Annotated in this window: 19 protein-coding genes and 7 tRNA genes; 11 read left to right on the top strand and 15 right to left on the bottom strand. The window is 51.6% G+C overall.

Annotated elements, in window-relative coordinates; all coding sequences use genetic code 11:
• Window positions 1-19: 19 nt before the first annotated feature.
• The 6 genes from trkA (at window position 20) to BZJ21_RS08020 (ending at window position 6,380) form a co-directional block, all read left to right on the top strand.
• Window positions 20-1,396, top strand: a complete 1,377-nt coding sequence (trkA, locus tag BZJ21_RS08045; protein ID WP_077461772.1) for a Trk system potassium transporter TrkA — start codon at window positions 20-22, stop codon at window positions 1,394-1,396.
• A 141-nt stretch (window positions 1,397-1,537) separates the two neighbouring features.
• Window positions 1,538-2,569 (top strand): diguanylate cyclase, encoded by a 1,032-nt coding sequence (locus tag BZJ21_RS08040; RefSeq protein WP_077669510.1) that lies wholly within the window; start codon window positions 1,538-1,540, stop codon window positions 2,567-2,569.
• Between the two features lie 94 nt (window positions 2,570-2,663).
• A complete protein-coding gene (locus tag BZJ21_RS08035) occupies window positions 2,664-2,939 on the top strand; it encodes a YihD family protein (protein ID WP_077669509.1) in 276 nt (91 codons plus the stop codon).
• 178 nt (window positions 2,940-3,117) lie between these two features.
• Window positions 3,118-4,545 carry a cytochrome c oxidase accessory protein CcoG gene (ccoG, locus tag BZJ21_RS08030; protein ID WP_077461774.1) on the top strand — a complete coding sequence of 476 codons (1,428 nt, stop codon included), beginning with the start codon at window positions 3,118-3,120 and terminating at the stop codon, window positions 4,543-4,545.
• A gap of 105 nt (window positions 4,546-4,650) precedes the next feature.
• The gene (locus BZJ21_RS08025; RefSeq protein WP_021022732.1) at window positions 4,651-5,631 is read left to right on the top strand and encodes a serine/threonine protein kinase; all 981 of its coding nucleotides are present in this window, start codon (window positions 4,651-4,653) and stop codon (window positions 5,629-5,631) included.
• 32 nt (window positions 5,632-5,663) lie between these two features.
• Window positions 5,664-6,380 carry a thiol:disulfide interchange protein DsbA/DsbL gene (locus tag BZJ21_RS08020; protein WP_021022733.1) on the top strand — a complete coding sequence of 239 codons (717 nt, stop codon included), beginning with the start codon at window positions 5,664-5,666 and terminating at the stop codon, window positions 6,378-6,380.
• On the opposite strand, the gene BZJ21_RS08015 is transcribed toward BZJ21_RS08020, so the two are convergent.
• Window positions 6,381-7,904, bottom strand: a complete 1,524-nt coding sequence (locus BZJ21_RS08015; protein ID WP_077661250.1) for a YifB family Mg chelatase-like AAA ATPase — start codon at window positions 7,902-7,904, stop codon at window positions 6,381-6,383. It abuts the gene before it with no gap.
• A 488-nt stretch (window positions 7,905-8,392) separates the two neighbouring features.
• Between BZJ21_RS08015 and ilvG the strand changes: the two genes are divergently transcribed.
• Genes ilvG through ilvA form a run of 5 tightly spaced genes read left to right on the top strand, consistent with a single transcriptional unit; the run spans window position 8,393 to window position 14,674 of the window.
• Complete coding sequence (gene ilvG, locus BZJ21_RS08010; protein ID WP_077669508.1) at window positions 8,393-10,036, top strand: acetolactate synthase 2 catalytic subunit; 1,644 nt, start codon at window positions 8,393-8,395, stop codon at window positions 10,034-10,036.
• Window positions 10,036-10,293 carry an acetolactate synthase 2 small subunit gene (ilvM, locus tag BZJ21_RS08005; protein WP_021022736.1) on the top strand — a complete coding sequence of 86 codons (258 nt, stop codon included), beginning with the start codon at window positions 10,036-10,038 and terminating at the stop codon, window positions 10,291-10,293. Before ilvG ends, ilvM begins: the two co-directional genes overlap by 1 nt.
• Window positions 10,294-10,311: 18 nt before the next feature.
• Window positions 10,312-11,253 carry a branched-chain-amino-acid transaminase gene (ilvE, locus tag BZJ21_RS08000; RefSeq protein ID WP_077669507.1) on the top strand — a complete coding sequence of 314 codons (942 nt, stop codon included), beginning with the start codon at window positions 10,312-10,314 and terminating at the stop codon, window positions 11,251-11,253.
• Between the two features lie 17 nt (window positions 11,254-11,270).
• Window positions 11,271-13,112 carry a dihydroxy-acid dehydratase gene (ilvD, locus tag BZJ21_RS07995; protein ID WP_077576858.1) on the top strand — a complete coding sequence of 614 codons (1,842 nt, stop codon included), beginning with the start codon at window positions 11,271-11,273 and terminating at the stop codon, window positions 13,110-13,112.
• 2 nt (window positions 13,113-13,114) lie between these two features.
• A complete protein-coding gene (ilvA, locus tag BZJ21_RS07990) occupies window positions 13,115-14,674 on the top strand; it encodes a threonine ammonia-lyase, biosynthetic (RefSeq protein WP_077576857.1) in 1,560 nt (519 codons plus the stop codon).
• Between the two features lie 45 nt (window positions 14,675-14,719).
• Here ilvA and BZJ21_RS07985 read toward each other — a convergent pair whose 3' ends face one another.
• From BZJ21_RS07985 to atpD, 14 genes are all read right to left on the bottom strand, one after another.
• Complete coding sequence (locus BZJ21_RS07985) at window positions 14,720-15,091, bottom strand: helix-turn-helix transcriptional regulator (protein WP_021022740.1); 372 nt, start codon at window positions 15,089-15,091, stop codon at window positions 14,720-14,722.
• A gap of 187 nt (window positions 15,092-15,278) precedes the next feature.
• Entirely contained in the window at window positions 15,279-15,650 is a 372-nt protein-coding gene (locus BZJ21_RS07980; protein ID WP_021022741.1) for a helix-turn-helix transcriptional regulator, read from the bottom strand.
• A gap of 279 nt (window positions 15,651-15,929) precedes the next feature.
• Window positions 15,930-17,765, bottom strand: a complete 1,836-nt coding sequence (glmS, locus tag BZJ21_RS07975) for a glutamine--fructose-6-phosphate transaminase (isomerizing) (protein ID WP_021022742.1) — start codon at window positions 17,763-17,765, stop codon at window positions 15,930-15,932.
• Between the two features lie 21 nt (window positions 17,766-17,786).
• Window positions 17,787-18,551 carry a DeoR/GlpR family DNA-binding transcription regulator gene (locus BZJ21_RS07970; RefSeq protein WP_021022743.1) on the bottom strand — a complete coding sequence of 255 codons (765 nt, stop codon included), beginning with the start codon at window positions 18,549-18,551 and terminating at the stop codon, window positions 17,787-17,789.
• 153 nt (window positions 18,552-18,704) lie between these two features.
• Window positions 18,705-18,789, bottom strand: a tRNA-Leu gene (locus BZJ21_RS07965).
• Window positions 18,790-18,835: 46 nt separating this feature from the next.
• Window positions 18,836-18,922, bottom strand: a tRNA-Leu gene (locus BZJ21_RS07960).
• 41 nt (window positions 18,923-18,963) lie between these two features.
• Window positions 18,964-19,040: transfer RNA gene (locus tag BZJ21_RS07955), tRNA-Met, on the bottom strand.
• A gap of 9 nt (window positions 19,041-19,049) precedes the next feature.
• Window positions 19,050-19,124, bottom strand: a tRNA-Gln gene (locus BZJ21_RS07950).
• Between the two features lie 39 nt (window positions 19,125-19,163).
• Window positions 19,164-19,248 (bottom strand) — tRNA-Leu (locus BZJ21_RS07945).
• Window positions 19,249-19,290: 42 nt separating this feature from the next.
• Window positions 19,291-19,367 (bottom strand) — tRNA-Arg (locus tag BZJ21_RS07940).
• A gap of 2 nt (window positions 19,368-19,369) precedes the next feature.
• Window positions 19,370-19,444, bottom strand: a tRNA-Gln gene (locus BZJ21_RS07935).
• Window positions 19,445-19,561: 117 nt separating this feature from the next.
• On the bottom strand, window positions 19,562-20,920 hold the full coding sequence (glmU, locus tag BZJ21_RS07930; protein WP_021022744.1) for a bifunctional UDP-N-acetylglucosamine diphosphorylase/glucosamine-1-phosphate N-acetyltransferase GlmU: 1,359 nt from the start codon (window positions 20,918-20,920) through the stop codon (window positions 19,562-19,564).
• Between the two features lie 152 nt (window positions 20,921-21,072).
• Window positions 21,073-21,495: a F0F1 ATP synthase subunit epsilon gene (locus BZJ21_RS07925; RefSeq protein WP_077661256.1), complete on the bottom strand. Its 423-nt coding sequence runs from the start codon at window positions 21,493-21,495 to the stop codon at window positions 21,073-21,075.
• A gap of 19 nt (window positions 21,496-21,514) precedes the next feature.
• Window positions 21,515-22,918: a F0F1 ATP synthase subunit beta gene (atpD, locus tag BZJ21_RS07920; protein WP_025744735.1), complete on the bottom strand. Its 1,404-nt coding sequence runs from the start codon at window positions 22,916-22,918 to the stop codon at window positions 21,515-21,517.
• Window positions 22,919-22,954 lie beyond the last annotated feature (36 nt).

Below are 22,954 nucleotides of genomic sequence, written 5' to 3'. Positions count from 1 at the left end.
GGCAGGGAGTAACAACAACATGAAAATCATTATCTTGGGTGCAGGCCAAGTCGGCGGTACCTTGGCAGAAAATCTGGTCGGAGAAAACAATGACATCACCATTGTTGACCGCGCCCCAGAACGGCTTCGCGAACTGCAAGATAAATACGACTTACGTGTTGTACACGGGTTTGCCAGCCATCCGTCGACCTTGCAAGAGGCTGGCGCGCAAGATGCGGATATGCTGGTTGCCGTAACCAACTCCGATGAAACAAACATGATCGCTTGTCAGGTCGCTTTTACCCGCTTTAACACACCCAATCGTGTTGCTCGGATCCGAAGTCCTGAATATCTCGCGGTAAAAGAGCAACTGTTTAACAGTGACGCCTGTCCGGTTGACCACCTTATCGCCCCAGAGGAGCTGGTGACGCATTATATTCGTCGCTTAATTGAATACCCAGGCGCGTTACAAGTGGTCAGCTTTGCCGACAAAAAAGTGGGCCTGGTGGCTGTTAAGGCCTATTACGGCGGGCCTTTGGTCGGCAAAGCGCTCTCAGCACTGCGCGAGCACATGCCGCATGTCGATACCCGTGTTGCCGCTATCTTTCGGCGTGACCGCCCGATTCGCCCCCAAGGCACGACCATTATCGAAGCCGATGATGAAGTCTTTTTCGTCGCCGCCAGCAACCATATCCGCTCAGTGATGAGTGAACTGCAGCGCCTCGAAAAGCCTTACAAACGCATCATGATTGTGGGTGGGGGGAATATTGGTGCTGGCCTAGCCATGGCACTTGAGCGCCAGTACAGCGTGAAGTTAATTGAGCGCAATCCAGCTCGTGCTGAACACCTGGCTGAGCTATTAGAAGAAACCACCGTTTTTTGTGGCGATGCGTCTGACCAGGAATTACTCAGCGAAGAGCACATTGAGCAGATTGATGTCTTTATCGCGGTCACCAACGAAGATGAAGCCAATATTATGTCGGCAATGCTCGCTAAACGCCTAGGGGCAAAAAAAGTCATGGTGCTGATTCAACGCGGTGCTTATGTCGACTTGGTTCAAGGTGGGGTGATTGATATTGCCATCTCCCCCCAACAAGCGACGATTTCGGCGTTGCTCACCCATGTACGCCGCGCCGATATTGTCAATGTGTCGTCATTACGACGCGGCGCCGCTGAAGCAATTGAAGCAATTGCTCACGGTGATGCGTCAACGTCCAAAGTGGTTGGCCGGGCAATTGGCGAGATAAAGTTACCACCGGGCACGACCATAGGTGCGGTTGTACGAGGCGATGAAGTATTGATTGCCCATGATAAAACCGTGATCCAGCAAGATGATCATGTGGTGTTATTCTTGGTGAATAAAAAATACATTCCGGATGTTGAACGCCTATTCCAACCCAGCCCGTTCTTTCTTTAACACCCGTTCTTCCGCCAACACAAGCCTGCAGACATCCGTGTCTGCAGGCTCACGCTTTTTATCTCAACGCTGCCACTCCTGTCACTTTGGGTATACACTGAACAAAGTGCCTATCTATGTTGCTTAGCAGAAAGGACCGCCATGTCAGACGATCAATTTCAACAATCGACCGTATTTCTCAAAAAAGCGGTCCCTTTGATGATGAAATATAAGGTGCCCACGACACCGACCAACTACGCGCTATGGTACACCTACGTCGCCAATACCGATCCAAAGCTCACCGCTGACGTCGATACCACCGTCCATGAGCATGGCACGTGCAGTCCTCTTCAAAGCGACATCTTGTATCAAAAGCATATGGCGGATAAACACAGCCAGAACATTGGCAGCCTTAAGCAAAGCCTTGAGTCAATGATGACGGAGATGAGTCATTCGATGTCTGACACGCTTCAGGACACAGACGCGTTTCACTCGGTACTCGACAAAACATTCGAACAGCTGTCTCGCGTTGAAAACGAAGGGTTGTCCATTGATGAAACCATCGCCGTTGTCCGTAATGTAGTGAAAGACTCGCAAGCTCTGACTCAATCGACCCGCTACTTTAAACACCAACTGAGTGATGCCCAGCAAGAAATTGCCCAACTAAAACAAAACCTCGCAGAGATGACCGAGCAAGCCACCCATGATGGCTTAACCGGCCTGCTCAATCGGGCCGCCTTTGAACGCGAGATCAATGCGTACACCGAAAACGCACAAACCTGGCCGTTTGCTTTAGTCCTCGTCGACCTCGATCACTTTAAACAACTTAACGATACATACGGTCACGTGCTCGGCGATATCGCTTTGAAGCAGGTCGCCAAGCGATTACTCGACTACTGCCGAGAAGGCGTACAAGCGTTCCGCTACGGCGGCGAAGAGTTTGCGCTACTGTTACCTAAAAGACGCCTCAACAGCGCAAAACGGACCGCTGAAACGCTACGTGCCGCTATCGATAGAATGGTGATAAAAGACCGGCGTCGTGGCCAAACATTGGATCATATTACCGTGTCCATGGGCGTCGCAGAGTACGACGAGCATGCTCGCGAATCTGGCGCCGACCTCATTTACCGTGCTGATCAACAACTCTACAAGGCCAAAAACCTCGGGCGTAATCGTGTGATGCCGATAAATTAACTCTCGCCTGAAAGGAATTTGATCTTGGCTAAGTATTCACCGCTCGCCGTCGGGCAAAATGGTATTTTTTACGTGCCACATTAAGGATCCCGCCATGCACTGCCATCGTATCAACGAGTTGCTCGATCTACTGAACCAATCTTGGCAACAAACGCCCGATCACTCGCTCATGACCATGCTCAATCTGATTGCCCAAGAGGCCGGTCATCGCGATGACTTAACAACGCTATCGGACGACACCTTGATCTATCAACTCAAAATGCGACTAGAAGATAGCAACGCGCCTATTCCTGGCCTTGCAAAAGACAATGAAGACGACTTTAAAGCCGCTATTTTACGGGCGAGAGGCATTACCCCAACAAAAGCGTGAGTCAGTGGCCCTCGCTAATCGTCTGTTATAGCTGGAATTCGTTCAGTTTGTGGCTGTATCGCAAACTATGACTCTGGTAGCGTATTCACGGCGTTTGCTGCGCTACAATCACAGGCACAATGATAATTAGGGCCTGGCAATGCACCATGGACCCGCTATCCCAAGGAAAGCCAATGTCATGAGCGATAAAAAAATTAACGTCAAAGACGTGACTGCAAAAGAATACAATCCCAAAACCCATAAAGGTAACGACGATCGCTTTAATCCGAGTAATCGCATTTATGTACGCGCGGTGAAAGGCTATTACCAGCGAATGCGCCGTTACATGGGCTGGTTCTTTATGCTGCTGTTTCTGCTAACGCCCTGGATCCCGTATCAAGGCCGACAAGCCATTTTGCTGGATATAGGCAATCAAAAGTTTAATTTTTTCGGCACCACGTTGTGGCCACAAGACCTGACCTTGTTGGCTGCACTTTTGATGCTCGCCGCCTTCGGCCTCTTTTTTATTACCACTTTTCTTGGCCGGGTGTGGTGTGGCTATTTGTGCCCGCAAACAGTATGGACCTTTCTCTTTATCTGGTTTGAAGAAAAGCTGGAGGGGGCGGCCAACAAACGCCGAAAACAAGACTCGCTCAAACTTACGCCGGCATTGGCCGCGCGAAAAGCCGCGAAGCATGCGGCTTGGTGGCTCATATCTCTGGTCACGGGCGCCACGTTTGTCGGTTACTTTGTTCCCGTGCAATCGCTCGCGGTCGATTTAGTCACGTTCGATACTAGCTTTTGGGTCGGCTTTTGGGTGATCTTCTTTGCTGCCTGTACCTACGGGAATGCGGGCTGGATGCGATCGATCATGTGTATTCACATGTGCCCCTACGCGCGCTTTCAGTCCGCAATGTTTGATAAAGACACCTTTATCGTTGGCTATGATGCCAAACGCGGCGAAAAACGCGGGCCTCGCCCACGTAAGAAAGATCCCAAAGCATTAGGATTAGGCGACTGTATTGACTGCAACCTATGTGTGCAAGTGTGTCCGACAGGTATCGATATTCGTGATGGTTTGCAGTATGAATGCATCAACTGTGGTGCCTGTGTCGATGCGTGTGATGAAACCATGGATCGCATGGGGTACGCGCGCGGCCTAATCAGCTACACCACCGAGCACAAGCTCGAAGGAAAGAAAACCGCGGTCATGCGACCAAAACTGGTGGGTTATGGGGCGGTCATGGTTATTGTGACTGCAATGTTTATTTATCTGGCGATGTCGGTCATGCCGATGGAGCTGGATGTGATACGCGACCGTAATCAACTGTATCGCATTAACAACCAAGGACTGGTTGAAAATACCTACACCTTAAAAATCTTAAATAAAACGCAGACAGACGACGTATATCAGCTGTCGGTTAAAGGCTTGGATGAGGTGACATGGCACGGGCCACAAACCGTTAATGTACAAGCGGGTGAGGTTTTCTCACTGCCGATTAGTCTGGCAGTCGATACGTACGAGATGGAGCAACGCATTGCCGACATCACCTTTGTGATGGAGCGTGAATCAGGCGACAAACAAAAAAGGGTAACGGCAGAAAGCCGCTTTATCACGGATCTGTAATCGGCCAATTCACCACAACAACCATTCACGACAAATAAACAGGGCGCAGGCAGCGCCCTTTTTATTTGTTACTATAACGTTTCTTTTGTCATTCTCAGGTGGCGTATGACCGAGATAGGCTTTGACTTTCATGCTCTTACTCCCGACGTTCAATTAAATGCGATTGAATCGGTCGGTATTTTTCCTCAATCCGGCCTACTCGCGCTGAACAGCTATGAAAATCGGGTGGCCCAGTTTGTCGCCGATGATGGCCAGCGCTATGTGGTCAAGTTCTATCGGCCCGCTCGCTGGTCCGATGCGCAAATTCATGAAGAACATGCTTTCTGCCGCGAGCTAGCTGACGCAGATATTCCCGTCGTTGCGCCGATTCAACGAGAGGGAACCAGTCTTTTTTACGCGTCAGGCTTTCGCTTTGCCTTATTCCCCAGTGTGGGCGGTCGCGGCTTTGAAGTGGACAATTGGGATCAGCTCGAAGCTGTCGGCCGTTACCTGGGTCGTATCCACCAAATGGGCGCCGCTAAGCCTTTTCAAACTCGCGCTAAATTTGATCTCGACAGCCACCTTTATCAGCCGCGCCGCGAGCTAGGAGAAGCCAGCTTGATCCCAGCAAGCCTACAAGCGACATTCTTCTCTGATCTCGACCGATTAATCGATGCCATCGCGGCGCGATGGCACACGGAGTGGCCCGCGATTCGGCTCCATGGCGATTGTCATCCCAGCAATATTTTGTGGCGAGACGGTCCACTATTTGTCGATTTTGATGACACCCGTAACGGTCCCGCGATGCAAGATTTATGGCTATTTTTAAACGGCAGTCGCGCCGATCAGCTCGCGCAACTCGACACCTTGGCGGAGGGTTATCGCGAATTTCGTGAATTCCCCGCCGACCAATTGCAACTGATCGAGCCATTGCGTGGTCTGAGAATGGTGCATTACATGGCCTGGCTGGCAAAACGCTGGCAAGATCCGGCTTTTCCTCGTGCATTTCCTTGGTTTGCTGATGCAAAATACTGGGAAGGTCAGGTACTCGCTTTTAAAGAACAACTTGCCGCCCTTGAAGCACCACCGCTTACACTGTATCCGTAAGCACTCAATCGATAACGGAGAGTCATTCAATCATGTTTAAAAAACTGTTGCCTTTGCTACTGGTCGTAGGCCTAACCGCGTGCTCTGAGCCTGAGAGCGTGACGCAGACATCACCAGACACCACCCCAACAACCGAAACCACGCAGACGCAAACGGAGTCGGCAGAGCCTGCAACACCGATTGAGGTAGCGGATGCTAAACCAGGCCGCTTTAAAGCTGGTGAGGATTACCAGGTGCTAGAGACGCCGGCAACTGATTCCCCAACAGTGACCGAGTTTTTCTCTTTCTATTGCCCACATTGTTATCAGTTTGAACCACTGGTCCAGCAGCTCAAACAACAAGTGCCTGATAATGCGAAAGTGGTAAAACACCATGTGTCTTTTATGGGCGGCGAGATGGGCAGTGTGGTAACACGCGCCTACGCAGCGGCGGTTGTGCTCGATGCACAAAAAACCATTATTCCGGTGATGTTTGATCGCATTCATGCGGCACAAAACCCACCGAAATCACTGGCGGAGGTTCGCCAAATGTTTGTCGATAACGGCATTGATGGCAAAGAATTTGACAGCGCTTACAACAGCTTTGCCGCGAACTCCATGGCCAAGCGTTTCGACCAATCGTTCGAAAAAGCGGGCTTGCGCGGTGTGCCTGCGGTGATCGTCAACGGTAAATATCACGTGACACCCAAAACAGTAGAAACTCCGGAAGAATACTTCCAGTTGATCAACTTTTTACTGACCCAAAAGTAATTAGCTGACTTGGGCGTTGAGATGGCGCAATAAGCCATCCATCGCCCGATATCCCAGCGCTTCCGCTAAATGAGGTCGTGAGATCTGAGCGTCGCCGCCAAGATCGGCAATGGTACGTGCTACCTTGATAATGCGGTGATAGGCCCGAACGGACAACCCCAATCGATGTAAAGCCTGTTCTAAAAACGCCGCATCAGCCTGAACGAGCTGACAATGCAGCTCCATTTCTTGATTACTCAACAACGCATTCACCTTTCCTTGGCGTGCCAGCATACGCTCACGCGCAGCCGCTACCCGCGCTTTTACCGTCGACGTTGACTCACCGCGTTCTCCGCCACTAGAAAGACAGCCTCGTGGCAGTGCGGGAATATCAATGGACATATCAAATCGGTCTAACAGTGGGCCAGATAAACGCGCTAAATAACGCAGAATTTGTTGTGGGTTAGACCGGGCCAATTCACCCTCGTGATGACCGGTTGGACTCGGGTTTAATGCACCGATAAGTTGGAAGCGAGCCGGAAACCGGGTTTTACCATTGGCGCGCGAAATCACAATTTCGCCAGACTCAAGCGGCTCGCGCAACGCATCGAGTACGCGACGCTCAAACTCCGGCATTTCATCAAGAAACAATACCCCATGGTGAGACAGCGAAATCTCACCAGGGCGCGGTACGCTGCCGCCTCCGACCAAGGCTGCCATGGAGCTGGAATGGTGGGGGCTACGGAAAGGGCGCTGACGCCAATTTCCCTCATGCAAAGGTTGTTGAGTCAAAGAGGTGACGGCGGCTGAGGCCAACGCTTCATCATCATTCATCGGTGGCAGCAAGTCACATAAACGCGACGCAAGCATGGTTTTTCCAGTGCCGGGAGGACCTACAAAAAGTAAGTTATGAGAGCCACTGGCGGCAATTTCTAACGCCCGCTTGCCTTGTTGCTGACCGATAATGTCGCGTAAGCATCGCGTCACCGCTGGCGTGTCATTCACGGCAGGGACAGCGTTTAAACATAAACTTTGCTGGCCGGCTAGGTGTTGGCTCACGGCAATCAGGTCGGGCGCTGACACATGCCGCTCATTGTCTACCAGCGCCACTTGATTGGCATTATCATCCGGTACCACCAGGGCTCGCTGCGCTTTTTGACTGGCGAGCGCCGCCGGCAATGCGCCTTTAACCGGCCGTAATTGTCCCGACAACGCCAGTTCACCTAAAAACTCAAACGCGTTTAAACGCTTTTCTGGCAACTGTCCCGACGCCACCAAGATCCCAAGCGCAATGGGTAAATCAAATCGTCCCCCTTCTTTAGGTAAGTCGGCTGGGGCCAGGTTGACGGTGATCCGGCGCGAAGGGAACTCAAAATTAGAAGTCACAATCGCACTTCGTACCCGATCACGGGCTTCTTTGACCGTCGTTTCCGGTAAGCCCACCAGCGCAAACCCCGGTAAACCATTGGATATATGTACTTCTACGGTCACACTCGGCGCTTCTACACCGACACAGGCTCGACTGTGAACTATCGCCAATGCCATATTTTCCCACTCCGCTTACTGTCATCGCTATGAAACCCAGCTCTTATACTGCCGCGCTAATCTGTGATTGAGAGTAATTTTTTCTTGTCATGCGAGTGAGGTCTGTGATACCACTACAAATGCACAACAATTAAACACGAGACTCGGCGATAGATCGGCTCCGTGACTGACCTGCAATAAGCAGGCATAAACAAAAACATAATTAACAAAACGCTCATAAAATGGGCCCAATAAAAGATAAGACAGACAAATGTTAAATTTCGCTATCGTTCTCATTATTCGCCTCATCGTGGTCATTATTCCGCGAGGGGTGTAGGTACGCGAAAGACAGCAGCAACATCGCAACCAAGCCCCCGCAACCCAAAGGTTCGGGGGCTTTTTTCATTCATGTGGCGATGCCACGCGACAACGGAAGCAATCATGATGGAGCGCGCAGAGACAGGTTATTCGCAACCCTGCTCTCCCCGCTTAGACGGGGAGGGGCGACGATGACCGGTGCACAATGGGTGGTAAAAGCGTTACAACAACAAGGGGTGGATACCGTTTTTGGTTATCCTGGGGGCGCCATCATGCCCGTTTACGATGCCCTTTTTGACGGTGGGGTGGAACATATCCTCTGTCGCCACGAGCAAGGCGCCGCCATGGCTGCGATCGGGTATGCCCGAGCCAGTGGCCGTCCTGGGGTATGCATTGCGACATCAGGCCCTGGCGCCACCAATCTCGTGACCGGGCTTGCCGATGCGATGATGGACTCAGTCCCTATTGTGGCCATCACCGGCCAGGTTGCTAGCCCTCTTATCGGTACCGATGCTTTTCAAGAAATCGATGTGCTGGGCTTATCGTTAGCCTGCACCAAACACAGTTTTTTAGTGACCGATCCCGCTGAGTTCACCCCCACACTCGCACAAGCATTTGAAGTGGCACAATCAGGTCGACCGGGCCCCGTGCTCGTCGATATCGCCAAAGACGTACAGCAAGGCTTGATCCCTGAGACTACAGTCCAGATCACCACGCCACATATCGCGCCACTCAACAAGACAGATATCGACCAGGCGAATGCGCTTATCCGAGCCAGTCAGCGCCCTATGGTCTATCTCGGCGGCGGTGTGGTGTTAGGCAAAGCCACTCAAGCAGTGCGCGATTATTTAGCGCGCAGTGAACTGCCTGTGGTCAGCACCTTAAAAGGCTTAGGCACCGTCGCACCGCACTATCCGTATTATCTAGGCATGTTGGGCATGCATGGCACCAAAGCCGCTAACTTGGCGGTGCAAGCGTCCGATTTGCTGATTGTCATCGGCGCACGCTTTGATGACAGAGTCACCGGCAAGCTCGATACATTCGCCCCCCACGCTAACGTGGTGCATATCGATATCGATGCGGCGGAAATCAACAAACTGCGCCGCGCACAAGCACCGGTTTGCGCGCCGCTCAATCTCGTGCTTCCCGCCTTAGAAAACCCTGACACATCGCCTGATTGGCGCGCTCAAATCACCACCTGGCAAACGACGCACTCGTGGCGTTATGACCACCCAGGTGACGCTATCTATGCGCCGGCACTGCTGAATAACCTTTCGCAGCGTATGCCAACCAGTACGGTGGTCGCGACCGATGTCGGCCAGCACCAGATGTGGGTCGCGCAACATGTACTCCCATCACGGCCAGAGAATCTATTAACCTCAGCAGGGCTGGGCACTATGGGCTTTGGTTTACCGGCTGCAATGGGCGCCAAAGTCGCTCGCCCCAATGATGAGGTGGTGTTAGTGACCGGAGATGGCTCGTTTATGATGAATATTCAAGAGCTGGGCACACTCAAACGCCGAGGGATCGCCGTTAAAATCATTCTGCTTGATAACCAGCGTTTAGGCATGGTTCGTCAATGGCAGCAGCTGTTTTTCGATCAACGCTACAGTGAGACCGATCTGTCTGACAATCCGGATTTTCTCACCCTAGCGCGCGCCTTTGATATTCCTGGACACAGTATCCAGCGCAAAGACGAGGTCGAGGACGCCCTCAACACCTTGATGACACATCAGGGCCCGTATTTGCTGCATGTTGCCATCGACGAAATGGAAAATGTATGGCCACTGGTACCGCCTGGGGCAGCCAACCAACAAATGATGGAGCAAAGCTGATGACACAACACCAATTTTCAATTCATGCCACCCACAGCCCTGAGTTGTTGGAGCGCGTGTTGCGCGTGATCCGTCATCGTGGTTTTACCGTCTGCCAGTTTACGATGTCAATGCCTTCGGACTCGGGACAGGTAATTTTTGATGTCACCGTCGAAAGCCAACGCGCGATCGAGACCTTGCGGCCACAACTGACTAAGCTATGGGACGTGGCAGAGGTCATGATGGCCTCTTCGACTACACAGTCCCTACGCGCATAACCAAAAAGGAAGAAAAGAATGTCGACAAATACCGCTGATTATATTTGGTCTAACGGGGAAATGATCGCTTGGCAGGATGCCACTGTGCACGTACTCACCCACGCCATGCACTATGGCACCTCAGTCTTTGAAGGGATACGTTGCTACGACACCCCAAACGGCCCCGTGGTATTTCGCCATCGCGAACACATGCAGCGCCTTAAAGACTCGGCGAAGATTTATCGTTTTCCGATCCCATTTAGCGTGGATGCGCTGATGGAAGGTTGCCGAGAAACCCTGCGCGTGAACCAGCTTCGCTCCGCCTATATTCGTCCGCTTGGCTTTGTCGGCAATGTTGGCCTCGGCGTTTGTCCACCGCCAGAGACACAGATGGACATCATCATCGCTGCCTTTAGCTGGGGAAGCTACCTTGGCGAAGACGCCCTCGCACAAGGGGTCGATGCCATGGTCTCGAGCTGGAACCGTGCCGCCCCCAATACCATTCCAACCGCGGCAAAAGCCGGCGGCAACTACTTATCGTCCTTATTAGTGGGTGGAGAAGCCCGCCGTCATGGCTACGCAGAAGGCATTGCACTAGATGTGCGTGGCTACCTGTCCGAAGGGGCCGGTGAGAACCTCTTTATTGTCAAAAATGGCGTGATCAGTACCCCACCGGCCACCAGCGCAATTTTACCTGGACTAACACGCGATTCGATCATCACACTTGCCAAAAAACAAGGGCTAACGATTCGCGAAGAGTCGATTGCACGTGAAGCGCTTTATCTGGCCGATGAAGTGTTTATGACGGGAACCGCAGCTGAAATCGTCCCCGTGCGCAGCGTCGACCAAATTACAGTGGGTGAAGGTCAACGAGGCCCGATCACCGCCTCACTACAGCAAGCCTTTTTTGGCCTGTTTGATGGCACTACCGAAGACAAATGGGGCTGGCTTGATCCCGTTCACCCCGACCAGCGCGCATAAGGCAAAGGAGTCGTAATATGCCAACCTATCGTTCCAAAACCACCACCCACGGTCGCAACATGGCAGGCGCACGCGCACTATGGCGTGCCACCGGCGTTAAAGATGATGATTTCGGCAAGCCCATCATCGCGGTGGTGAACTCGTTTACCCAGTTTGTGCCCGGGCACGTCCACCTCAAAGATATGGGCCAGCTGGTGGCGCGAGAAATCGAACAAGCCGGTGGGATTGCCAAAGAATTTAATACCATCGCAGTGGATGATGGCATCGCCATGGGCCACGGCGGCATGCTCTACTCACTGCCCTCGCGTGAGATTATCGCTGACTCGGTCGAGTACATGGTCAACGCCCACTGTGCCGATGCCATGGTCTGTATTTCCAACTGTGACAAAATTACCCCAGGCATGTTAATGGCCGCCATGCGCTTAAATGTGCCCGTTATTTTTGTCTCTGGCGGACCGATGGAAGCGGGGAAAACCAAGCTTTCCGATCAAATCCTTAAACTCGATCTGGTCGATGCCATGATGCAAGGGGCCAACCCAGATGTGTCTGATGAGCAAAGCGAGCAAATTGAACGCTCAGCGTGCCCCACTTGTGGCTCATGCTCAGGGATGTTTACTGCCAACTCGATGAACTGTTTAACCGAAGCGCTGGGGCTAAGCCAACCCGGTAATGGATCCATGCTCGCCACTCATGCAGATCGTGAACAACTGTTTCTCAACGCCGGTAAACGGATTGTTTCGCTCGCCAAGCGCTATTACGAGCAAGACGACGACAGCATCCTGCCACGCAATATTGCAAATCGCGCCTCATTTGAAAATGCCATGGCACTCGACATTGCCATGGGAGGATCAACCAATACCGTGCTGCACTTGCTGGCCGCCTCTCAAGAAGGCGATATCGATTTTGGTATGGATGATATTGATCGCATGTCACGCCAAGTCCCTCATCTTTGCAAAGTGGCACCATCCACTCAGCAGTATCACATGGAAGATGTGCACCGCGCCGGTGGTGTGATGGGGATCCTCGGCGAACTCCAACGCGCCAACTTACTGAATATGGACCAGCAAACTGTGCTGGGCATGAGCCTTAAAGAGCAACTGGCGCACTATGACATCATGCAAACCGACGATGAAGACATCAAAGCGTTTTATCGAGCAGGGCCGGCGGGCATCCGTACCACCCAAGCCTTCTCGCAACGCTGTCGTTGGGACACTCTGGATGATGACCGTCAATCTGGTTGTATTCGTACCCTCGAGCACGCATTCAGCCAAGACGGTGGCCTTGCCGTGCTACAAGGTAATATCGCCTTAAATGGCTGTATCGTCAAAACCGCCGGCGTGGATGAGAGCATTCTGACCTTCGAAGGGCCCGCGGTGGTCTTCGAAAGTCAAGACACCGCCGTGGAAGCGATTCTCGGTGGAAAAGTCAAAGCCGGCGATGTGGTCGTGATTCGCTATGAAGGACCCAAAGGTGGACCAGGGATGCAAGAAATGCTCTACCCCACCACCTACTTAAAATCGATGGGGCTGGGTAAGTCGTGCGCCCTGCTCACTGATGGCCGTTTTTCTGGCGGCACTTCCGGGCTATCCATTGGTCATGTGTCACCCGAAGCAGCTAACGGCGGCACCATCGCCCTCGTTGAAGACGGTGATCGCATTCACATTGACATCCCGACCCGTGAAATCAGCTTGCGGGTAGATGAAGCCACCCTCACTGCACGCCGAGAAAAGGCGCAGGCAAGAGGGTGGAAACCGAAAGATCGCCAGCGTCAGGTTTCTTACGCCTTAAGAGCCTATGCCACCCTTGCCACCAGTGCTGATAAAGGCGCGGTGCGCGATCGCAGTAAATTGGAGGAGTAAGCATGCAACAGGCGCAATCTTTACCCGCACAACCGATGGACGGTGCTGATTACCTTAGGGATATCTTGCGCGCGCCTGTTTATGAAGTGGCGATCACCTCGCCACTTCAAACCATGAAACGCTTGTCTGAGCGCTTCGATAACCAGGTGCAGCTCAAACGCGAAGACCGTCAACCGGTTCATTCATTTAAACTGCGTGGCGCGCATAATATGATGGCCCAGTTAACCGACGCGCAAAAGCAAGCCGGTGTGATTGCTGCCTCTGCCGGTAATCATGCACAAGGGGTGGCGTTATCTGGAAGCAAGCTTGGCGTGCAAGCAACCATCGTCATGCCACGGACAACACCGGCGATTAAAGTCGATGCGGTACGCGGCTTTGGCGGCAAAGTGGTGCTATATGGCAATAATTTTGATGACGCCAAAGGCAGAGCACAACAGCTTGCCGATGAGCATGGCTATACCTTTGTTCCGCCCTTTGATCACCCACAGGTGATTGCCGGTCAAGGAACTATCGGTCTTGAGCTAGTGCAACAAAATGGTCATCTCGATTATGTCTTCTTACCCGTCGGGGGCGGAGGCATCGCTGCCGGCGTCGCAGTGCTTATCAAACAACTGATGCCTAATATCAAGGTGATCGGTGTCGAAGCGGAAGACTCGGCCTGTCTGCGCGCGGCGTTAGATGCTGGCTTTCCCGTCACCCTCGATCGGGTTGGAACCTTTGCCGATGGCGTTGCAGTCAAGCGCATCGGCGATGAATCCTTTCGGCTATGCCAGCAATACCTTGATGACAGCATCACAGTGTCAAGTGATGCCATTTGCGCGGCGGTACAAGACATTTTTGAAGACACCCGTGCTATTTCCGAGCCGTCAGGCGCGTTAGCACTGGCTGGACTAAAACACTATGTTGAAAAACATCAGCTAAAAGACAAGCAAATGGCGGCGGTGTTATCCGGTGCCAACACCAACTTTCACTCGCTACGCTACGTCTCTGAACGGGCTGAGCTGGGGGAAAAACGCGAAGGCCTACTTGCCGTCACTATCCCTGAACACACTGGCGCTTTTTTCAATTTCTGTCAGATTTTGGGCGATCGCGCCGTGACTGAGTTTAACTATCGATATGGGGATGAAAACCTGGCGAACATTTTCGTCGGGGTGCGGTTGCTGGGAGGCCAAGAAGAGTTGGATCAGATAATCAAGGATCTACGCCAAGCAGGTTATCCGGTAGAAGATTTATCCGACGATGAAATGGCCAAGGTTCATGTGCGTTACATGATTGGCGGGCGTCCCTCAACCCACCTCCATGAACGCCTGTACAGCTTCGAATTTCCTGAATACCCAGGCGCACTGCTGCATTTTTTACAAACACTGGGCACCCACTGGAATATTAGCCTGTTTAACTACCGAAACCATGGCTCAGATTACGGACGTGTTTTATGTGGCTTTGAGATCGGCGACCAGGATTTGCTGGCATTTACCGCGCATTTACGCGAGCTCGGCTATGAATGGAAAGATGAAACGTCGAATCCCGCCTTTCGTTTTTTCCTCTCCCACTCGGCGACATAGACGCCAAATAAGCAAAAGCCCGATAACGTTTATCGGGCTTTTTGTTTATTCGTTTCGCGGCTCGGGCGTCATTGATACGACATACTCAGCAATTGATAGTGCGTTATCCATAACGGTTTGACGCGCAACTTGCGGCAACTGACTCAGCAAGCTGGTTAAGGCGGCCAAATCGTCACGATGAGTGAAGGCAATGTCTCGCTCATCAGACTCACCATGCACGAACCAATTAAAAGGGCGACCGGTGATCTCTGCAATCGTGACCAGCGCTAGAATTTTTGGATCGGTTTTTCCCGATTCCATATCTAGATAGGTTTGCCGCGCGACATTCAAACGCTGCGCCATCTCTACCTGAGTGATTTTACTGAATTCCCGTGCTTCACGGATCCGTTGCGCCATATGCGCGGTCGAAATCACCATGATTCATGCCTCATCTCTGCTACCCGAGCTGTATTAAACAAAAGCCCGTCACAACACCAACCCTGCATTATGCATGGCTCGGTAGGCGTATCATGGTAGCGCACATCGATAGTGTGATGCTGCGCTACGGATGCCTACCTCAGTAAGCAAGCACTTACCCGCATATCTAGTCGGTCAGGCAGTGCTCTTATGCGCGTTGAGCGGCCTTTGAATAGTTCACAAGGAACGACGCCATATTCACGCTTTGATTTAAAATGGCCGTGCGCGCTTCATGGGGTAAACGCGAGAAATGCTCGAGCAAGCGGTTCACATCTTGCTTGTATTGAACATCATGCATCTCAACATCTTCGTCGCCATAGACAAACCACACTAATGGACGTTCAGTCAATTCAGCGATATTGGAAAGCATGCGAACGCGAGGCTCAGTTTTACCGTTTTCGATATCCAAATAAGTCTGACGCGCCACATTGAGTAGTTTGGCCATTTTCACTTGAGTGATACCTTTCCACTCACGCGCTTCTTTGATGCGTTTTGCTACTTGGGTTTTAGAATCAATCATTGCTTCCTCACTACAACTTATCAATATTTGTCGTTATACCCTGAGTATGCACAATGTAGGCCAGGTTATTAGGCATCAAATAAAGACTTAAAAATCATAGAGTTAGATATACACACGACGTCCTGTTTACATTTCAAGACGCCATGCCTGAGATTGAATGCAAAATGATTTGCATTTTGCAACAAAGCCTATGCAGATCGCATTTTTATAGCAAAGAAGAAGTAACTGATAAATGATCAACCACGCTCCTAGTCAGAGCGTGGTGATTACTAGGCAGGATTATTCCACCGTCACCGCTTTGGCGAGGTTACGAGGTTGGTCAACGTCCGTGCCTTTAATTAAGGCCACATGATACGACAATTGCTGCATCGGGATGGTGTAGAAAACCGGGGCGATGATGTCATCCACGTGTGGCATGGCGATAATTTTCATGCCTTCTTCCGGTGTAAAACCGGCATCTTGATCGGCAAACACATAGAGCTGGCCACCACGAGCACGTACTTCTTCAATGTTTGATTTGAGCTTTTCCAACAGCTCATTGTTCGGTGCGATCACAATCACCGGCATGTCAGCATCAATCAGCGCCAATGGGCCATGCTTTAGCTCACCAGCGGCATAGGCCTCAGCGTGAATGTAAGAGATTTCTTTTAGCTTGAGCGCGGCTTCAATAGCAATCGGATAATACTCACCACGGCCAAGGAAGAGCGCATGATGCTTGTCAGCAAAGTCCTGAGCGAGCTGCTCAATCGCTTTATCAAACGTGAGTGCCTGCTCAATGCTAGAGGGGAGATGGTGCAAGGCATCGACAACCTCACGCTCTTTATCACGGCCGATACGCCCTTGCATTTTACCCAGCGCGGTGACCAGCATCAGTAGCGCGGACAGCTGGGTGGTAAAAGCTTTGGTCGATGCAACGCCGATTTCCGTCCCTGCTCGCGTCATAAAGGCTAAGTCAGACTCACGAACCAGTGATGAACCTGCCACATTACAAATGGCCATGGTCGCCATATAACCACGCTCTTTCGCTAAGCGCAGCGCCGCTAGCGTATCGGCCGTTTCGCCAGATTGCGATAAGGTAATGAGCACACTGTTGGGACGGGTAACAAACTGGCGATAGCGAAACTCAGAAGCAATCTCGACATCACAGCTAATCCCAGCCAACGACTCAAACCAATAACGTGCCACCATGCCCGCATTGTAAGAGGTCCCGCAGGCGATAATTTGAATGTGCTGCGCTTTGGCCAAAATATCGCTGGCGCCATTGCCAATCGCATCCACAATCACATGGTCGTTGCCCAAACGGCCTTCCATGGTGTTCGTCAATGCCGTGGGTTGCTCATAGATTTCTTTTTGCATGTAGTGGCGATATTGGCCTTTATCGGCGGCATCGTATTGAGCACTGGCTTCATTCACCTCGCGCTCGACCGGTGTGCCCTCCTGATTATAAATTGTCACCTCGCGGCGAGAGATATCAGCCACATCCCCTTCTTCAAGGTAAATAAAGCGACGCGTCACATTCAAAAGCGCAAGCTGATCCGAGGCGAGAAAGTTTTCTCCTACCCCAAGGCCAATCACTAATGGACTGCCCGAGCGCGCGGCAATCAACCGCTCAGGTTGGCGTCTATCCATCACTACGGTGCCGTAAGCCCCTTCAAGCTGATCGACGGTGCGTTGAAATGCATTCAGCAAATCACCACCTTGTTGCATCTCCCAGTCAACTAAGTGAGCGATCACTTCGGTATCGGTTTGCGAATCAAATTGATAGCCACGTGCTTGCAGCTGTTCACGCAATGTCTGATGGTTTTCGATAATGCCATTATGGACCACCGCAATATCATTACCGGACATGTGTGGGTGGGCATTGGCTTCGCTGGGTTCTCCATGGGTGGCCCAACGTGTATGCGCAATCCCCGTTCCCCCGGTCGGATGAGACGCTGCAACAGCATCGGAGAGCGCAGCAACCTTACCCAAACGACGAACGCGGGTTAATTGCCCCTGGTCATCCGTGATCGCAACGCCAGCAGAGTCATAACCGCGGTATTCAAGACGACGTAGGCCTTCCACTAAAATTTCAGCTACATCACGCTGCGCCACAGCGCCTACAATTCCACACATAGTCTTTCCTTATTGGGTTTATCAGGTATCGGCACAGATCACATCTGTCCCCGTTTGTTCGATCGCGCGCTTGAGATCGTCGTCGAGTTGGCTATCGGTGATCAAGGTATCGATGCTGGACCAGGCAAGCTCCAAGTTAGGAATACGGCGACTGATCTTGTCAGATTCGATCATCACCACCACCTCTCGTGCGACCTCCGCCATCACGCGAGTCAGGCCCGTCATTTCATTAAATGTGGTCGTGCCACGCCCGACATCAATGCCGTCGGCGCCAACAAAGAGCTGATCAAAGTCATAGGCACGTAAGGTTTGTTCGGCTACTTGGCCTTGAAAGGACTCAGAATGGGTATCCCACGTTCCCCCCGTCATTAATAAAGTGGGTTCGTGTTCAAGCTCACGAATCGCATTGGCAACCTGCAATGAGTTAGTCATCACCACTAGACCGCGCTTTTTGTCGAGCAAAGGGATTAAAGCCGCAGTCGTGGTGCCACTGTCGACGACGATACGGTTATGATCTCGAATACGCGCCGCCGCAGTATCGGCAATACTTTGCTTTTGCTTCGACACTTTCACCGCCTGCTCCGATACCATTTCTTGCGGTACAGGCACAGCTCCGCCATAACGGCGCAGTAGCAGGCCGTTTTTCTCCAGCTCGGCCAAATCTTTACGGATAGTCACTTCGGAGGTTTCAAAGCGTTGAGAGAGGGCATCAACACTCACCTGCCCTTGCTCTGTTAGCAAGGACACAATGGTGTGACGGCGTTGTTGGGTATTTCGTTTCGACATATAACCACTAAAGTTTCGATTCGAAACTTATGATAAACAAAACAAAACAAAGTTCAAGATGAAGTGGCGAAAAGTATTAGAGGGACCGAGAAGTGTGATTGGCAGATAACAAAAACGAAAAAAGCCCACTAGCTGAAGCTAGTGGGCTTAATATGGTGCGGAAGGAGAGACTTGAACTCTCACACCTTGCGGCGCCAGAACCTAAATCTGGTGCGTCTACCAATTCCGCCACTTCCGCATGTTTTTTATGATAACTCAGCGGGCGGGCTAAGTATCAATTGTCTTGGTGCGGGGGGAGGGACTTGAACCCTCACGTCCTTTCGGACACTAGCACCTGAAGCTAGCGCGTCTACCAATTCCGCCACCGCCGCAAACCGGTGTGATTCACTGCATCTGCAATAAATCAGAATAATGGTGGCTACGACGGGATTCGAACCTGTGACCCCATCATTATGAGTGATGTGCTCTAACCAACTGAGCTACGTAGCCGACCTAAAGTGGCTGGGGTACCAGGATTCGAACCTGGGAATGACGAGATCAAAACCCGTTGCCTTACCGCTTGGCGATACCCCAATTTTTCATGCCGCTTTACAGCCACATGTCTTTAATAAATGGTGCGGAAGGAGAGACTTGAACTCTCACACCTTGCGGCGCCAGAACCTAAATCTGGTGCGTCTACCAATTCCGCCACTTCCGCTTTCCAAGTTGTTCATCTCACTTCATGGTAGTCGAAGAAAGATGGCGCGTCCGGGAGGATTCGAACCTCCGACCGCCTGGTTCGTAGCCAGGTACTCTATCCAGCTGAGCTACGGACGCGTTGGCTGGGGTACCAGGATTCGAACCTGGGAATGACGAGATCAAAACCCGTTGCCTTACCGCTTGGCGATACCCCAACTGAGGCGCGCATAATAGGCTGGTTTTTATCGGGAGTCAATACCTGATTTTACCAACCGCACAACTTTTCGCCTATCAAGCTAAAAAGCCGCTGTGCGCGCTCAATAGTCAGTATTCTACTTTTTTTTCGGCCGTTGCCAAGCCTCAATTGTCCTTGGTTTGGCGCGAGTGATGATTAGTTGACCATCCGCGACATCTTTACTGATGGTACTGCCCGCGCCAACGGTGACCCCTTCACCAATCACCACCGGGGCGACGAGCTGAGAATCCGATCCAATAAAGGCATTATCTTTAATCACGGTTTTATGTTTATTGGCACCATCGTAATTACAGGTGATCACGCCAGCGCCGATATTCACGCCGCATCCCACCTCAGTATCACCAAGATACGTCAGGTGGTTGGCTTTAGAGCCTTCGCCAAGTTGGCTTTTTTTCATTTCCACGAAGTTGCCTACATGGGCATTGCGTGCCATTTCAGCGCCGGGACGTAGCCGCGTAAACGGCCCAACCGTGCAGTCTTCCCCGACGCTAGCACCTTCCACCACGCTATAAGGGCGAATTAAGGTGTTGTCATCAATCTCGCAATCAATCAGTACGCTTCCGGCCCCGATAGTGACGTTATCACCCAAGGTCACACTGCCTTCGATGATGACGTTGGCATCAATGGTGACATCTCGGCCACATTGCAACTGGCCGCGTAGATCAAAGCGCGCCGGATCGGTAAGCATGACGCCGCTCAGTAGCAGTTGCTCGGCTTGCATTTTTTGATACTCACGCTCAAGACGAGAGAGCTGCAGGCGGTTATTGACGCCTTCGACTTCGACAGCATTGACGGGGTGAACCGCTTGAATAGCCCGGCCTTGTTGATGCGCCAGCGCAATCACATCCGTAAGGTAAAACTCGCCTTGGGCATTATTATTGTCTAGCTGCGACAACCAATGACGTAGGTCGCGTCCTGTTGCCACCAATACGCCGGTGTTAATTTCGGTGATCGCAAGCTGACTGTCAGTCGCATCTTTTTGCTCGACAATCGCGACCACTTCCCCTTTTTCACGCACAATACGACCGTAACCGGTTGGATCGTCCTGATGCACAGTTAACAGCCCAATCCCGCCCTCTGGCTGCCCTTCTAGCAAACGCGTTAAGGTTTGCTCTGAAATTAAGGGCACATCGCCATAGAGCACCAACACTTGCTCATCATCGGCGAAATGTGGCGCAGCTTGTTGCACTGCATGGCCTGTCCCGAGCTGCTCGGCTTGTAAGCACCAATTCACCGGCGAGTGAGCTAACACACGCTGCATGGTTTCACCACCATGGCCATACACTAAATGAATTTGCGAAGCGCCGAGGCCATGGCAGGTATCAATCACATGTTCAACCATTGGTTTACCAGCCAATGTGTGAAGCACTTTAGGGGTTTGAGAATACATGCGCGTGCCCTTACCGGCCGCGAGAATAACCGCACTGTATTGCATAGTCTTTCCGTGATGAGGGTTGATTTGAATAAATAATGAGGCTCAGTGTAACGCTTTTTGGTGGTAAGACGCACCTAGCAGATGTCACGTCGCGCGGCACATAAAAAAAGCGACGCCGAAGCGTCGCTTATATTCTTACCGTAAGTGCCTGATTAACGCTTGTGTTTGGTCAGCTCGATCACTCGAAGCTTCGCAACCGCTTTAGCCAGGTCACTGGCCGCTTGAGCAAAGTCGACGTCTTTATGCTGATTATGGATTTTATCCTCAGCGCGACGCTTCGCTTCTTCTGCCTTGGCTTGGTCTAGCTCTTCACCACGAATTGCCGTATCAGCCAGTACAGTGACTGTACTAGGCTGAACTTCAAGCGTGCCGCCAGAAAGATAAATAATCTCTTCGCTACCGCCTTGCTTGACGATGCGCACCATGCCCGGCGTGATAGCGGTCAGCAGCGGTGTGTGTCCTGCGTGAATACCCAGTTCACCTTCGCTACCGGTCACCTGAATATGCTCGGCACGGCCAGAGAACAATCGTCGCTCTGCACTGACCACATCCAGATGGAAGGTTATCGCTGCCATATCGCCTCCTACTCAAGCCTTACAGGTTTTTCGCTTTTTCGAGTACTTCGTCGATGCTACCGCAGTACAGGAAAGCCTGCTCTGGAATATCATCGTACTCGCCACTGAGCAGGCCTTTGAAGCTTGCAATAGTATCTTTCAGCGAAACATAAACACCTGGTTGGCCGGTGAACACTTCAGCGACGTGGTAAGGTTGAGTCAAGAAACGTTCAATCTTACGTGCACGTGCAACCGTTAGCTTATCTTCTTCAGATAGCTCATCCATACCCAGAATAGCAATAATGTCTTTCAGCTCTTTATAGCGCTGAAGCACAGATTGCACACCACGTGCCATATCATAGTGGTCTTGACCTACCACCAAGGGGTCCAACATACGTGATGTCGAATCCAATGGGTCGATCGCTGGGTACATACCCATAGACGCGATGTTACGTGACAATACAACCGTTGCATCCAAGTGGGCAAAGGTGGTGGCTGGTGACGGGTCAGTCAAGTCATCCGCTGGCACGTAAACCGCCTGTACGGAAGTAATCGAACCAGTACGGGTAGACGTGATTCGCTCTTGCAATACACCCATCTCTTCAGCGAGCGTTGGCTGATAACCTACTGCTGATGGCATACGACCCAACAGTGCAGATACCTCAGTACCGGCAAGGGTATAGCGATAGATGTTGTCGATGAACAGTAGAACATCACGGCCATCATCACGGAATTTTTCCGCCATGGTTAGACCGGTCAGTGCGACACGCAGGCGGTTACCTGGTGGCTCGTTCATCTGACCATACACCATGGCCACTTTTGACTCTTCAGGGTTTTCGATATTAACAACACCCGCTTCCTGCATTTCGTAGTAGAAGTCGTTACCCTCACGAGTACGCTCCCCTACACCAGCAAATACAGACAGACCTGAGTGTTGCAGTGCGATGTTGTTGATAAGCTCCATCATGTTGACGGTTTTACCAACACCCGCACCACCGAACAAACCAATTTTACCGCCTTTCGCAAACGGGCAGATAAGGTCGATAACCTTAACACCGGTTTCCAAAAGCTCAGTGGAATTCGATTGTTCTTCATAAGTTGGCGCTTCACGGTGAATCGAGTAGCGCTCTTTTTCACCAAGATCGCCACGCTCATCAATTGCATCACCCAGAACGTTGACGATACGTCCTAGCGTTGCTTCCCCAACAGGGACTTGGATTGCAGCCCCTGAGTTTTCTACTTCGATTCCACGACGCAGACCATCAGATGAGCCCATAGCGATAGCACGAATTACGCCACCACCTAGCTGCTGCTGAACTTCCAACACCAGACGCTCGCCTTCACGTTTCACATTCAACGCATCATATACCTTCGGCACTGCGTCTTGTGGAAACTCTACGTCGACTACCGCACCGATGATCTGAACGATCTTACCTGTAGCCATCGTTATTCCTCTAAACTAGTTCGTTAACCTTTGCCT

This window comes from Salinivibrio costicola subsp. alcaliphilus (assembly GCF_001996185.1).
Taxonomy (GTDB): Bacteria; Pseudomonadota; Gammaproteobacteria; order Enterobacterales; family Vibrionaceae; genus Salinivibrio; species Salinivibrio costicola.
This window is presented reverse-complemented; position numbering and strand designations above follow the sequence as displayed.

Coding starts and splice junctions, on each gene's coding strand:
- BZJ21_RS07985 (WP_021022740.1), bottom strand. CDS start 15,091: ATGGTGATTTCGACCGCGCATATGGCGCAACGGATCCGTGAAGCACGG.
- ilvA (WP_077576857.1), top strand. CDS start 13,115: ATGCAACAGGCGCAATCTTTACCCGCACAACCGATGGACGGTGCTGAT.
- BZJ21_RS08035 (WP_077669509.1), top strand. CDS start 2,664: ATGCACTGCCATCGTATCAACGAGTTGCTCGATCTACTGAACCAATCT.
- BZJ21_RS08020 (WP_021022733.1), top strand. CDS start 5,664: ATGTTTAAAAAACTGTTGCCTTTGCTACTGGTCGTAGGCCTAACCGCG.
- atpD (WP_025744735.1), bottom strand. CDS start 22,918: ATGGCTACAGGTAAGATCGTTCAGATCATCGGTGCGGTAGTCGACGTA.
- ccoG (WP_077461774.1), top strand. CDS start 3,118: ATGAGCGATAAAAAAATTAACGTCAAAGACGTGACTGCAAAAGAATAC.
- BZJ21_RS08015 (WP_077661250.1), bottom strand. CDS start 7,904: ATGGCATTGGCGATAGTTCACAGTCGAGCCTGTGTCGGTGTAGAAGCG.
- ilvE (WP_077669507.1), top strand. CDS start 10,312: ATGTCGACAAATACCGCTGATTATATTTGGTCTAACGGGGAAATGATC.
- trkA (WP_077461772.1), top strand. CDS start 20: ATGAAAATCATTATCTTGGGTGCAGGCCAAGTCGGCGGTACCTTGGCA.
- ilvG (WP_077669508.1), top strand. CDS start 8,393: ATGACCGGTGCACAATGGGTGGTAAAAGCGTTACAACAACAAGGGGTG.
- BZJ21_RS07970 (WP_021022743.1), bottom strand. CDS start 18,551: ATGTCGAAACGAAATACCCAACAACGCCGTCACACCATTGTGTCCTTG.
- glmS (WP_021022742.1), bottom strand. CDS start 17,765: ATGTGTGGAATTGTAGGCGCTGTGGCGCAGCGTGATGTAGCTGAAATT.
- ilvM (WP_021022736.1), top strand. CDS start 10,036: ATGACACAACACCAATTTTCAATTCATGCCACCCACAGCCCTGAGTTG.
- ilvD (WP_077576858.1), top strand. CDS start 11,271: ATGCCAACCTATCGTTCCAAAACCACCACCCACGGTCGCAACATGGCA.
- BZJ21_RS08040 (WP_077669510.1), top strand. CDS start 1,538: ATGTCAGACGATCAATTTCAACAATCGACCGTATTTCTCAAAAAAGCG.
- BZJ21_RS07980 (WP_021022741.1), bottom strand. CDS start 15,650: ATGATTGATTCTAAAACCCAAGTAGCAAAACGCATCAAAGAAGCGCGT.
- BZJ21_RS08025 (WP_021022732.1), top strand. CDS start 4,651: ATGACCGAGATAGGCTTTGACTTTCATGCTCTTACTCCCGACGTTCAA.
- BZJ21_RS07925 (WP_077661256.1), bottom strand. CDS start 21,495: ATGGCAGCGATAACCTTCCATCTGGATGTGGTCAGTGCAGAGCGACGA.
- glmU (WP_021022744.1), bottom strand. CDS start 20,920: ATGCAATACAGTGCGGTTATTCTCGCGGCCGGTAAGGGCACGCGCATG.